The sequence below is a fragment of the Thermomonas brevis genome (genome assembly GCF_014395425.1).
Classification (GTDB): Bacteria; Pseudomonadota; Gammaproteobacteria; order Xanthomonadales; family Xanthomonadaceae; genus Thermomonas; species Thermomonas brevis.
Genome location: NZ_CP060711.1, coordinates 1,155,818 through 1,167,606, shown reverse-complemented (window position 1 = coordinate 1,167,606; position 11,789 = coordinate 1,155,818). Strand labels below are relative to the sequence as shown.

General features: G+C 69.6%; 13 protein-coding genes. 8 read left to right on the top strand and 5 right to left on the bottom strand.

What is annotated here, in order from left to right; genetic code table 11:
• The first annotated feature begins 4 nt into the window (after window positions 1–4).
• Window positions 5–358, top strand: coding sequence for a DUF7709 family protein (locus H9L17_RS05485; protein WP_223158084.1), 354 nt, complete (start codon window positions 5–7; stop codon window positions 356–358).
• 57 nt (window positions 359–415) lie between these two features.
• Here the strand turns inward: H9L17_RS05485 and H9L17_RS05480 are convergent, their stop codons facing one another.
• From H9L17_RS05480 to H9L17_RS05470, 3 genes are read right to left on the bottom strand one after another with little or no spacing between them, the layout of a single operon-like run.
• Complete coding sequence (locus H9L17_RS05480) at window positions 416–1,705, bottom strand: PDZ domain-containing protein (RefSeq protein WP_187571336.1); 1,290 nt, start codon at window positions 1,703–1,705, stop codon at window positions 416–418.
• A 38-nt stretch (window positions 1,706–1,743) separates the two neighbouring features.
• Window positions 1,744–2,535 carry a hypothetical protein gene (locus tag H9L17_RS05475; protein ID WP_187571335.1) on the bottom strand — a complete coding sequence of 264 codons (792 nt, stop codon included), beginning with the start codon at window positions 2,533–2,535 and terminating at the stop codon, window positions 1,744–1,746.
• Complete coding sequence (locus H9L17_RS05470; protein WP_187571334.1) at window positions 2,528–3,118, bottom strand: RNA polymerase sigma factor; 591 nt, start codon at window positions 3,116–3,118, stop codon at window positions 2,528–2,530. The genes H9L17_RS05475 and H9L17_RS05470 overlap by 8 nt, the downstream gene beginning before the upstream one ends.
• 108 nt (window positions 3,119–3,226) lie before the next feature.
• On the opposite strand from H9L17_RS05470, the gene H9L17_RS05465 reads away from it, so the two are divergent.
• The 4 genes from H9L17_RS05465 to gcvH all read left to right on the top strand — a co-directional run bounded on the left by H9L17_RS05465 (window position 3,227) and on the right by gcvH (window position 6,214).
• Window positions 3,227–4,153, top strand: coding sequence for an SPFH domain-containing protein (locus H9L17_RS05465; RefSeq protein WP_187571333.1), 927 nt, complete (start codon window positions 3,227–3,229; stop codon window positions 4,151–4,153).
• A gap of 2 nt (window positions 4,154–4,155) precedes the next feature.
• Window positions 4,156–4,602 (top strand): NfeD family protein, encoded by a 447-nt coding sequence (locus H9L17_RS05460; protein WP_187571332.1) that lies wholly within the window; start codon window positions 4,156–4,158, stop codon window positions 4,600–4,602.
• A 49-nt stretch (window positions 4,603–4,651) separates the two neighbouring features.
• A complete protein-coding gene (gene gcvT, locus H9L17_RS05455) occupies window positions 4,652–5,752 on the top strand; it encodes a glycine cleavage system aminomethyltransferase GcvT (protein ID WP_187571331.1) in 1,101 nt (366 codons plus the stop codon).
• 66 nt (window positions 5,753–5,818) lie between these two features.
• Complete coding sequence (gene gcvH, locus H9L17_RS05450) at window positions 5,819–6,214, top strand: glycine cleavage system protein GcvH (protein ID WP_187571330.1); 396 nt, start codon at window positions 5,819–5,821, stop codon at window positions 6,212–6,214.
• Here gcvH and H9L17_RS05445 read toward each other — a convergent pair.
• Window positions 6,181–6,522, bottom strand: a complete 342-nt coding sequence (locus tag H9L17_RS05445) for a hypothetical protein (RefSeq protein ID WP_187571329.1) — start codon at window positions 6,520–6,522, stop codon at window positions 6,181–6,183. The genes gcvH and H9L17_RS05445 overlap by 34 nt on opposite strands.
• A 485-nt stretch (window positions 6,523–7,007) precedes the next feature.
• Between H9L17_RS05445 and H9L17_RS05440 the strand changes: the two genes are divergently transcribed.
• Window positions 7,008–7,451: a histone H1-like repetitive region-containing protein gene (locus tag H9L17_RS05440; protein ID WP_187571328.1), complete on the top strand. Its 444-nt coding sequence runs from the start codon at window positions 7,008–7,010 to the stop codon at window positions 7,449–7,451.
• Between the two features lie 132 nt (window positions 7,452–7,583).
• On the opposite strand, the gene H9L17_RS05435 is transcribed toward H9L17_RS05440, so the two are convergent.
• Window positions 7,584–8,942: a serine hydrolase domain-containing protein gene (locus tag H9L17_RS05435; protein WP_187571327.1), complete on the bottom strand. Its 1,359-nt coding sequence runs from the start codon at window positions 8,940–8,942 to the stop codon at window positions 7,584–7,586.
• A gap of 82 nt (window positions 8,943–9,024) precedes the next feature.
• On the opposite strand from H9L17_RS05435, the gene H9L17_RS05430 reads away from it, so the two are divergent.
• Window positions 9,025–9,621 (top strand): LemA family protein, encoded by a 597-nt coding sequence (locus H9L17_RS05430; protein ID WP_187571326.1) that lies wholly within the window; start codon window positions 9,025–9,027, stop codon window positions 9,619–9,621.
• 93 nt (window positions 9,622–9,714) lie between these two features.
• Window positions 9,715–11,604 carry a M48 family metallopeptidase gene (locus H9L17_RS05425; RefSeq protein ID WP_187571325.1) on the top strand — a complete coding sequence of 630 codons (1,890 nt, stop codon included), beginning with the start codon at window positions 9,715–9,717 and terminating at the stop codon, window positions 11,602–11,604.
• Window positions 11,605–11,789: the final 185 nt, after the last annotated feature.

Here is an 11,789-nt window from a genome sequence, read left to right as displayed (position 1 = left end):
GTGCATGGAACGCGAGCAATCCGGCGAGGTGCGAATGCCTGCGGACGATGCGGCCCGGCTGGCGGAGATCAACCATAAGATCGTTTCCGAGGGCGAGATGCTGCCGTCCGTGCTGCTCAAGGACGGCAGCCGGGTTCAGACCGGCACCGTCGCCGCCATGCTGCACAACATCGGCCTGTACAACGCCGGCGAGCGCGGCGAGGTGGAGCGGGAGCTCGCGCTATCGATCCCGACCCTGTTCAAGGTCGGTCTGTTCGAGCTGTTCGCGCCCGACGACTGGATCCGGGGCTCCAATCCCGGCCGCCGCTTCGTGCGCGAGCAGGCGAAGGTGCACCTGGCGAACCGGACAGGCGATTGACCCTGCCCGGTGCGATGCGAAACGAAGCCCCGCATGGCGGGGCTTCGTCGTTTCCGGTCAGTCGCCTTGTTCCGCCGGTGGCGCGTCGGCGCCGGCGGCGTCCCTGCGGATGATCTGCACGCGCTTTTCCGCGTGCGGGCCGTCCTTGGGCAGCGCCTGCACCCAGGCCGGCGGCGCGTCGTCCTTGCCGCCTTCCCAGGCCTGGGTCTTGCCGTCCTTGTCGATCACCATGACGCGGCGCACGTTCGTGCCTTCGCCCGCCACCGGCGCGCTTACATGGAACGCCGGGAACGGCAGCGCCTTCGGCACGGCGACCTGCGCGGCGCCGGCCTTGCGGTCGCGCAGGTAGTCCACCGCCACCTTGCCGTCGGCCGGCTGCGCGCGCAGCAGCTCCATCGCCTCGCGCGGGCTGGCGACCGGCTTGCCGGCGATCTTCAGGATCACGTCGCCGCCCTGCAGCGCGTCCAGGTCCTTGCCTGCGCTGAGCACCAGCACGCCGGTGTCGGTGCCGAAGTAGCGGCCCAGCTGCGCATCGACCGCGGCGAGGTTGAGGCCGTTCCAGCGCAGCGCCTCGGCCAGCGCCGGCAGCTTGCAGTCCTTGCCTTCGCAGTCGCTGCCGAGACGGATGATCTCGCGGCGCACGTCGGGCGCGATCGCGAAGGCCAGTTCGCCGGCGCGCCGCGCGCCGCCCGTGGACGACAGCGCCTTCGCCATCGCGATGCGCGCGGGCGCCGCCAATTCGCCGTCCACGCGGTCGGCCTCGATGTCGAATACGCCATCGCCGCCGACGAAGACCTTGGTGTCGCCGTCGAACCGCGCGCCGCGCGGCACCACCAGCACGCGCTCGCCGACCTTCGGCGTCACCGACACCGTGCCGGGCTTGCCCGCGCGCTCGTAGCCCAGCTTCACCGCGGTCTTCGCGTCCAGCGCGGACAGCAGCTCGCGCGCTTGGTCGACCCGCGCGGCGGCACCGGCCGCGTCGACCCGCTTGCCGTCGATGCTGACCAGCCGGTCGCCGCTCTTCAGGCCCACCGCGGCCGCCGCGCTGTCCGGCGTCACCCCGGCGATGCGCACGCCGGCCTGCTCGTCTGCCGCCAGCACCACCCCGATCACCGGCTTGCGCAGTGCGCTGCGTTCGATCCGCACGATCTTGTCCGCGCCGCCGTAGCGGGCGGCGAGGTCGGCATAGCGCTCCGCCGCCTTGTCGAGCGCGCTGCGGGCGGCGTCCAGTTCCTGTTTCTGCTGCGGCGTCGGCGGCGCCTTGGGCGCGTCCTGCGCGGCGGCGGCGGCGCCGGCGGTCAGTCCCAGGGCCAAGGTCAGGGCGTTGCAAAGGGGGGCGAGCTTCATGGGCGTCCTCGTTGTGGTGCTTGGGAAAAGGCGGGCGATCAATCGATGCTGACCAGCGCCGCGTCGTAGGTTTCGCCGCGCGCGGACAGCAGGCGGCGGGTGGTTTCGACGCCGGCCAGCTGGCGCAGCGTGTCCACGCGCTGGCGCCACAGGCCGGCGCGGCGCGGCGCGTCCAGGCCGGGCTGGATCAGGGTCGCGTCGATCGCCGCAAGCTCGGCGTCGAGGCTGTCGGTCAGCGCGGCAGCGCCGCTGCTGGCGATGCGGTCGTCGCGCGCCACGGCGAGCAGCGCTTCCAGCTGCGCGGATTCGGCGTAGAGGGGTTCGAGGTTGGATTCGGGGCGCGCGCGACGGGAAGGGGCGATGCGCCGGGGGCTGGTTGCCGTTGCCGCGATGGCCTCTTCGCGCGGGCGTTCGCGGGCGGCGGCCGTCGATGCCGAGCGCGATGCGCTGTTACCTTGCGATCGGGAGTCCTGCGCCGTTCGCTCCGGTGTGACCAGCGCAATCGGGTTCGCGCCGACGGGCGAGTTCGGGCTTGCGGCCACGGGTGGTACGGCAGCCGAGGTCGCGGGAGTCGCGCTTGTATAAGAGTGGCTGCCGACGTTTCCCGATGGTCCCCACATCGGCATCGACAGCATCCCGACCGCCGCCAGTGAAGCCGCGGCCGCCAGCCACAGCGGCCAGCGCCCGCGAACGCGCACGGGTTTCGCCGGCAGCCGCGCGCGCAACCGCTCCCACGCCTGCGGCGGCGCGGCGTCCAGGGGCAACGCCGCGAACGCGTCGCTCCAGCGCGGCGGCAGGGAATGGCGTTCGTGGCCGCTGGCGTCAGGCATGGGCGTGCTCCTTGTCCGGTGCGGGCGTGTCGACTTGCAGCAGCGTGCGCAGGCGGCGGGTGCCGCGGGCCAGCTGCGATTTCGAAAAACTCACGCTGCGCTGCATCGCCTCGGCGATCTCCTGATGGGTATAGCCCTCGGCGTGGTACAGCCACAGCACGCTGCGGGTGGCGTCGGGCAGCTGCGCCAGCGCGCGCTGCAGCAGGGCGGCATCGGCGGCCGCGGGCGGCGGCGGGACCAGGTCTTCGGCCAGCGCGTCCACCGCGTCGTCGTCCACGTCCAGCCGGCGGCTGCGGCGCAGCCGCATCAGCGCCTCGTTCACCGCCACCTGCCGCAGCCAGCCCCAGAACGGGCTGCCGCCGTCGCCGCGGAAACGGTCGAGCGAGGAGAACACCTTCAGCATGGTGTCCTGCAGCACGTCGTCCGCTTCGCTGCGGTCGCCGCAGATGCGCAGCGCCAGCGTGAACACCGGCCGCTCGAACCAGCGGAACAGCTGCTCCAGCGCCGCCGCCTCGCCGCCGCGCGCGCGGGCGAGCAGGGCGGCGGGGACGTCGATCGCGAAGCTGGAAGTCGGGCCGGTCATTCCTGTCTGTGGATGCGCCGGGGCGCGAAAGGGTCGCAGCCCGCATCGGCGCCCCGGCGCGGGGCGCGCGTCCCTATACTGGACGCATCATCCAGGGAGGACATCCGAATGGCACCCGTACTTGCGCTGATCCTGCTGCTCGCCGGCATCATCCTGCTGTCCAAGACCGTGCGCATGGTGCCGCAGGGCTACGAGTGGACGGTGGAGCGGTTCGGCCGCTACACCCACACGATGGAGCCCGGCCTGCACTTCCTGATGCCGGTGGTCTACGGCGTGGGCCGCAAGATCAACATGATGGAACAGGTGATGGACGTGCCCAGCCAGGATGTCATCACCAAGGACAACGCCGTGGTGAAGGTGGACGGCGTGGTCTATTTCCAGGTGCTGGATGCGGCCAAGGCGGCCTACGAGGTGGCCCAGCTCGAAGTGGCCATCCTCAACCTGGTGATGACCAACATCCGCACCGCGATCGGTTCGATGGACCTGGACGAGTCGCTGTCCAAGCGCGACGAGATCAATACCAAGGTGCTGCACGCCGTCGATGAAGCGACCCATCCCTGGGGCATCAAGGTCAACCGCATCGAGCTGAAGGACATCCAGCCGCCGCGCGATCTGGTCGATTCGATGGCCCGGCAGATGAAGGCCGAGCGCGAGAAGCGCGCCAACATCCTCGAGGCCGAGGGTCTGCGGCAGTCGGCGATCCTCAAGGCCGAGGGCGAGAAGCAGTCGGCCATCCTCTCGGCCGAAGGCGACAAGGAGGCCGCGTTCCGTCAGGCCGAAGCGCGCGAACGCCTGGCCGAGGCCGAGGCCAACGCCACCCGGATGGTGTCGGAGGCGATCGCCGGCGGCAACGTGCAGGCGATCAACTACTTCGTCGCGCAGAAGTACATCGAGGCGTTCCGGGATCTGGCGCAGGCCCCGAACCAGAAGTTCGTGATGATGCCGATGGAGTCGTCCGGGATCATCGGCTCGCTCGGCGGCATCGCCGAGCTGGCGAAGGAAGCCATGGGCAAGGCGTCGGCGAAGGGGAACTGACGATGCGCTGGGACGTGTTTGCATGGGCGGCGTTCGCGCTGCTGCTGTTCGCCGCCGAGGCGATGGCGCCCGGCGCCTTCATGCTGTGGCTGGGCTTCGCCGCGGCGGCGGTGTTCCTGGGCGTGCTGCTGGTGCCGGGCATCCCGCTGCTGGTGCAGGTGGCGGCGTTCGTCGCGCTGAGCTTCGTGTCGATCCAGGTCTACCGGCGCTGGTTCCGCAACCGCGAGCGTCCCAGCGACCAGCCCGCGCTGAACCGGCGCACGGCGGCGCTGGTCGGGCGGGTGGTGCCGCTGGAGCGCGCCATCGTCGAAGGCCGCGGACGCGTGCAGATCGCCGACGCCTACTGGGACGTCGCCGGCCCCGACCTGCCGGCCGGTACGCCGGTGCGGATCGTCGGCGGCGACGCCATGACCCTGCAGGTCGAAGCGGCCGCGCATACCGGCGCGTAGGGGCGCGCCGGTCTGGGATAATGCCGGTCCCCACGCAGGCAGGCTTCCCATGACGCACAAGACCATCCTCAACGACACCCATCGCGCGCTCGGCGCCAAGATGGTCGACTTCGGCGGCTGGGACATGCCGATCCACTACGGCTCGCAGATCGACGAGCACCACCAGGTGCGCCGCGATGCCGGCATGTTCGACGTCAGCCACATGACCGTGGTGGACCTCAACGGCGCGCGCACCCGCGAGTTCCTGCGCCATCTGGTCGCCAACAACGTCGACAAGCTGCAGAAGCCGGGCAAGGCGCTGTACACCGCGATGCTCAATGAGCGCGGTGGCGTGATCGACGACCTGATCGTCTACTTCATGTCCGAGGACTGGTTCCGGCTGGTGGTCAACGCGTCCACCCGCGACAAGGACCTGGCGTGGATCGGCGAGCAGGCCAGGGCGTTCGGCGTCGAGGTGAAGGAGCGTCCCGAGTTCGGCATGGTCGCCGTGCAGGGCCCGACCGCGCGCGACAAGGTGATCGGCCTGCTGCGCGAGGACGACCGCGCGCCGGTGTCGAAGCTGGCGCGCTTCTCCGCCCGCGCCGCGCAGACCACGGACGGCGTGGACGTGTTCGTCGCCCGCACCGGCTACACCGGCGAGGACGGCTTCGAGGTGATCGTGCCGGAAGCGCAGACCGTCGCGTTCTGGAACGCGCTGCTGGCGGCGGGCGTGAAGCCGGCCGGCCTCGGCGCGCGCGACACCCTGCGGCTGGAAGCCGGCATGAATCTGTACGGCCAGGACATGGACGAGGACGTGTCGCCGTTCGAGGCCGCGCTGGCCTGGACCGTTTCGCTCGACGAGGGCCGCGACTTCATCGGCCGCGCCGCGCTGGAAGCCCGGCAGGCATCCGGCAGCGCGCGCCAGATGGTCGGCCTGGTGATGGACGAGAAGGGCGTGCTGCGCCACGGCCAGAAAGTGCTGACCGCGGGTGGCGAGGGTGAAATTCTTTCCGGCACGTTCTCGCCGACCATCGGCAAGGCGATCGCCTTCGCCCGCATCCCCGCCGGCGAGCCCGGCGACGTCCGCGTCGACATCCGCGGCAAGGAAGTCCCGGTGCGCGTGGTGAAGTTCCCCTTCGTCCGCGACAACACCGTCCAGCCCGGCATCTGACCTTTCCGCTTCCGCTTCGCTAGACTTTCCCAACCCCCCACGCACTGCGCGACAGGAGTCATCCCGATGAGCGAGATCCCCGGCGACCTCAAGTTCCTCAAATCCCACGAATGGGTCCGTGCCGAAGGCAACGGCCGCGCCACCGTCGGCATCTCCGACCACGCCCAGGGCCTGCTCGGCGACCTGGTGTACGTGGAGCTGCCGAACGTCGGCGACACGGTCGAGGCCGGCAACGCCTGCGCGGTGGTGGAATCGGTGAAGGCGGCGTCCGACGTGTACGCGCCCGTCAGCGGTAAGGTGATCGAGGTCAACGCCGCGCTGGCCGACAAGCCGGAGACCATCAACGAGGACGCCTACGGCGACGGCTGGCTGTTCGTGGTGGAGATCGCCGACGCCGACCAGCTCAACGAACTGCTCGAGCCCGACGCCTACGCCGAACTGCTGGAAGACGAAGAGCACTGACGCTTCGTTCTTTCGCCGGAACACCCGGAACCCGCGGCGGAAACGCCGCGGGTTTTTTCGTCGTCGACATCGGCGACGACGCGCGCGGACGGCGAGCGCGCGCGGAAAAGTTCGCGCAGTTTTCGCGCAAACGCGCTTGTGCGACGCGAAATCCGGCGGCCTTCGACAAACGAATGCACAACGGCGATGCGCGTCGCGCGCATGCGTTGTCGATGCGGAGTGAAGATCATCGATGCATCGCGCGCGCGCATCGACGGAATGCTGCAAGCCGCGCCAATGCTTGCGCGCAGGCGATGCGCGTCGCGCACGCATGCGCGTGTCGCATGCGTGCGGTGCGTCGATGGATGCCGCGATCGGTACGTCGCGCGCGCGCGTCGGCGGAGCGCCGCAAAAAAACTTCGCGAAAGATTGTTGACACCCGAAAAAAGCGTGATTAGGTTTCGCCCAGCAGACATTCCCTGCAGAAGCAAGTGAGCGAGCAGAGCGCAAGAGCCGACGGCAAGACACGCAATTCCACCCGAGGCAACGAACGGTGGAGGCAGGCAATCCGTCCCTCAGGCGAAAGCGAACTTCCCGGCTTCCGGCGGTGTCCACTGCGAAGCCTGCCGCGTATCGCGCCGCAGGTTTTTTCGTGGGAAGGGAAGGTCCCGGCCGATGCGGCGCCCGTCGCGCGCATCGGTGAAGCATCCGTTCCGGCGCGCCTGGCGCGCCGGCGGTCGATCGCAGGTCCGATACCTGCGGCGTCTTTCGTAACTGGGCTTTACCGATTTACCCATTGACGAGGAGCCATCCCATGGCTGTGAAGAAAGCTGCGAAGAAAGCCGCTGCCAAGAAACCGGCGGCGAAGAAGGCCGCCAAGAAGGCGGTGAAGAAGGTTGCCGCCAAGAAGCCGGCAGCGAAGAAGGTTGCGAAGAAGGCTGTCGCCAAGAAGCCGGCCGCCAAGAAGGCGGTGAAGAAGGTTGCGAAGAAGGCTGTCGCCAAGAAGCCGGCCGCCAAGAAGGCGGTGAAGAAGGTTGCGAAGAAGGCTGTTGCCAAGAAGCCGGCCGCCAAGAAGGCGGTGAAGAAGGCTGCCGCCAAGAAGCCGGCCGCCAAGAAGGCGGTGAAGAAGGCTGCCGCCAAGAAGCCGGCCGCCAAGAAGGCCGCTGCGAAGAAGCCGGCTGCCAAGAAGCCTGCCGCGAAGAAGGCCAAGCCGGCCGCTGCGCCGCAGATGCCTTCGGCACCGGTGTCGTCCCTGTAATACGCGACCGGCGCGGGCGTTGCCCGCTCCGGCGTTTGCAAGACCCTGAAGGCCCTTCCCGTTGCCCAGGCGGGAAGGGTTTCTTTTTGCCGGCGTCAGGTGCCGGCGATCATCGCGATCGAAGCGATCCGATCAGGGTGGTGGCGGCGAGGCCTTGGCGGCCGAGGCGCTGGCGCCGACGGGCAGCGCGTCGCGGCCGGCGTAGAGCAGGTCGTCCGACCCGTCCACGGTGTCGTCGTCCAACCACTGGCCGCCGACCAGGCCCAGCGCGTTGTCGAGGATGGTCGGCAGCAGGCCGCTGGGGAGCGGGCTTTCGCTGTTCCACAGGATCGCCACGCCCAGGTCCTGTTCCGGCAGTAGCGCCATCGCGCCGCGATAGCCCTGCACCGCGCCGCCGTGGAACACCACGTCGTGGCCGGAATAGTTGTAGGCGCGCCAGCCCAGCGCGTAGCCGGCGGTGGTCAGGCGCGTGCGCCGCCACGACGAGCCGCGCGTTTCGGTGGGCGTGTCCACCAGCGGCGCGTGCAGCGTCGCCAGCAGCGGCGCCGGCAGCACGTCGGGCCGGTGGCCGGTGTGCGCGAGCAGCCACTGCGCCATGTCGCTGATGCTGGCGTTGACGCCGGCGGCGGGCGCGACGCGGTAATAGGTCGGCTTCGGCACCAGCGACACCCAGCCGCCGCGGCCGCGCACGTGCGGCCGGGCCCAGCGCGCGCTGGCCTCGATGCCTTCCAGCCCGTAGCTGGCGTCGTTCATGCCCAGCGGCTTGAAGATGCGGCGCGCCACTTCCTCGCTGTAGAACCGGCCGGTGGTGGCGAACACGACGTCGCCGATCAAGCTGAAGGCCACGTTCTGGTAGGCATAGCACTGGCCGGGCGCGCAGGCCATCGGCGCGTTGGCCATCCGCAGGGTCAGGTCGTGGTAGTTCGCGTTGCCTTCTAGGTCGCGGTCGAAGGCGTTGTGGGTCAGGCCGGTGCGGTGGCTGAGGATGTCGGCCACCGTCATCCGCGACGCCGCTTCCGGCATCGACAGCTGGAACGAGGGCACGTAGTCGGTCAGGCGGCTGTCCCAGCGCAGCACGCCGTCGTTGACCAGGATGCCGGTCATCGCGCCGGCGAACGACTTCGACAGCGAGGCGAGGCGGAACACCGTGTGCGCATCCACCGGCAGCGGGGCGCGCACGTCGGTGATGCCGTAGCCGCGCACGCTGAGGATGCGGCCGTCCTTGACGATGGCCATCGCCATGCCGGGAATGCGGCCCTTGGCGACCAGCGCCTCGGCGATCGCCTCGAAGCGCGGGATGTCCAGCGTGGCGGCGTGCGCGGCAGCGATGGCGCCGGCATCGGGCAATGGCTGCGGCAGCGGCGCGGGTTGCAGGCGGGTGACGGTGCCGTTCGACGGCGCGGTGCCCTGGTTGGCGGAACCCGCGGCCAGCGGCAGCAGGGCCGCCACCAGACCGGCCTTCCAGGCGTGCCGGAAAATGCGCTCTTTCATCGGCTATGCCCCCTGCGTATGCTGCAACGACCGGTCGATTCTAGCGCCTGTTTCCACGATTGCATGAACAAGGGGAGGTTGGATGTCTAGTCTTTTGATTTTCATCGTGATTGTGGCGGTGATCGCGTTCTGGGCGATGGGCATCTACAACGGTCTCGTGACCGCGCGCAACGCCTACAAGAACGCGTTCGCGCAGATCGACGTGCAGCTGCAGCGCCGCTTCGACCTGATCCCGAACCTGGTCGAGGTCGCCAAGAAGTACATGGCGCACGAGCGCGAGACGCTGGAAGCGGTGATCGCCGCGCGTTCGGCCGCGCAGTCCGGCCTGGCCGCGGCCAAGGCCAGCCCCGGCGATCCCGAGGCGATGGCGCAGCTCGCCGCCGCGCAGGGCCAGCTCAACGCAGGACTGGGCCGCCTGCTGGCGGTGGCCGAGGCCTACCCGGACCTCAAGGCCAACCAGAACATGATGCAGCTCACCGAGGAGCTGACCAGCACCGAGAACAAGGTCGCCTTCTCGCGGCAGGCCTTCAACGACGCGGTGATGGCTTACAACAACAAGCGCGAAGTGTTCCCGAACAGCGTGTTCGCCGGCATGTTCGGCTTCCAGCCGGCCACCCTGCTGGAAATCCCGGCCGACAAGCAGGCGCAGGTGCGCGAAGCGCCGAAGGTGCAGTTCTGAGGAGTGAGTGAAGAGATTACGAGGAGTGAGCGAAAGCGCTTTCCTCACTTCTCACTTCTCACTCCTCCACGCTCACTTCTCGCTCCTCGCCCCATGAACTTCTTCGAACACCAGGTCAACGCCCGCCGCGCCTCGGCGCGGCTGGTCTTCCTGTTCGTGCTGGCGGTGATCGGCATCGTCGCGGCGGTCGATCTGGCCGCGTGGCTGGTGGCGCCGTCGTGGCGGATGCTGGCCTTCACCACCGGCGTCACTGTGGCGACGATCCTGCTCGGCTCGCTGTACCGCATCGCCAGCCTCGGCGGCGGCGGCGAATCGGTGGCGCAGCAGATGGGCGGCACGCTGGTGCCGGCGGACACCAGCGATCTCTCGCTGCGCCGGCTGCGCAACGTGGTCGAGGAGATCGCCATCGCCTCCGGCGTGCCGGTGCCCAAGCTCTACGTGCTGGAAGAGGAAGCCGGCATCAACGCCTTCGCCGCCGGCTTCAGCCCGTCCGACGCGGTGGTGGCGGTGACCCGCGGCGCGCTGGACAGGCTCAACCGCGACGAGCTGCAGGGCGTGATCGCGCACGAGTTCAGCCACGTCCTCAACGGCGACATGCGGCTCAACGTGCGCCTGATCGGCGTGCTGTTCGGCATCCTGATGATCGGGCTGATCGGCCGCAAGGTGCTGCAGTACGGGCGCTTCGGCGGCGGCCGCAACAAGAACGGCGGCGCGATCCTGATCGCCGCGCTGGTGGCGATGGTGGTCGGCTACATCGGCCTGTTCTTCGGGCGGATGATCAAGGCCGGCGTCAGCCGCTCGCGCGAGCGGCTGGCCGACGCCAGCGCGGTGCAGTTCACCCGCCAGACCGCCGGCCTGGCCGGCGCGTTGAAGAAGATCGCCGGCGTGGAGGAGGGCTCGCGCCTGAACCAGCGCGGTGACGCCGAGGAAGTCAGCCACATGCTGTTCGGCGACGGCATCGGCTTCTCCGGCCTGTTCGCCACCCATCCGCCGCTGCTGGAACGCATTCGCGCGCTGGAGCCGGGCTTCCGCGGCGAACAGCTGGAGCGGCTCAAGGCCGAATGGCTGGCGTCGCCGCCGGACGGCATGCGGGAAGACATGGCGCTGGGTCTGGCCGAAGGCGCCGGCGGTCCGCTGCCGGGCGCGCGCCAGCAGGTGCGGGTATCGCCGCCGCAGGTGGCCGCGCAGGTGGCGACGCCGGCCTCCGACGACTACCGGCGCGCGGACGCCATCTTCGGTTCGCTCCCCGACGCCCTGCGCGATCTGGCGCGCGACCGCGAGGCGGTGATGCCGCTGCTGCTGGCGCTGCTGCTCGCGGAAGACGAGGACATGCTGGACCGGCAGCGGCAGGACATCGCCGCGCGCCTGGGCGAGGCCGTGGCCGACCACGCCGTGCGCATCCACCAGCAGCTCGTCGCCGACCTGCACCCGATGCTGCGCCTGCCGCTGGCGGCGCTGGCCTTCCCGGTGCTTCGGCTGCGCCCGCGCCCGCAGCTGGACGCCTTCCTCGACACCGTGCAGGCGGTGGCGAACGCCGACGGCGAAATCTCGCTGTTCGAATACTGCCTGGCACAGCTGCTGACCGTGCAGGTGCGCGAGTCGCTGGACCCGGCGCGCTACGCCCGCTTCGGCCGCCGCAAGCCCGGCAACGTGCGCGAGGAGTTCGCCACCCTGCTGGCGGTGGTCGCGCGCTACGGCAACGAGGACGAGGCTTCCGCGCGTCGCGCCTACCTCGCCGGTCTGCAACGCGTGCTGCCGCGCGACCACCTGCCGTATGCGCCGCCCGCCACGGGCGTGCAGGCGCTGGATGCGGTGTGGGAACCGCTGGACGCGCTCGACCCGCTGGCCAAGCAGGCGATGGTGGAAGCGGTGACCGACGCGATCAGCAGCGACGGCCGGATCAGCGTCGCCGAAGCGGAGCTGCTGCGCACCATCTGCGGCGTGCTGCATTGCCCGCTGCCGCCGATGCTGGAGCAGGGGTGACGGCTGCTTTTCCTGCGGAAGTCTTATGGAAGACGGAAAGAGGAAGACGCGTGCCTGGCGATCAAGCCGCGCGCAATACCTGCTCGATGACAGGCTCGGGCAGCGTCACGGCGACGAAGAACGAAGCCGGGAACAGATAGTCCTCGCCGGACTCGTCGATGACGCGCAACTGGCCATGCCTGGCC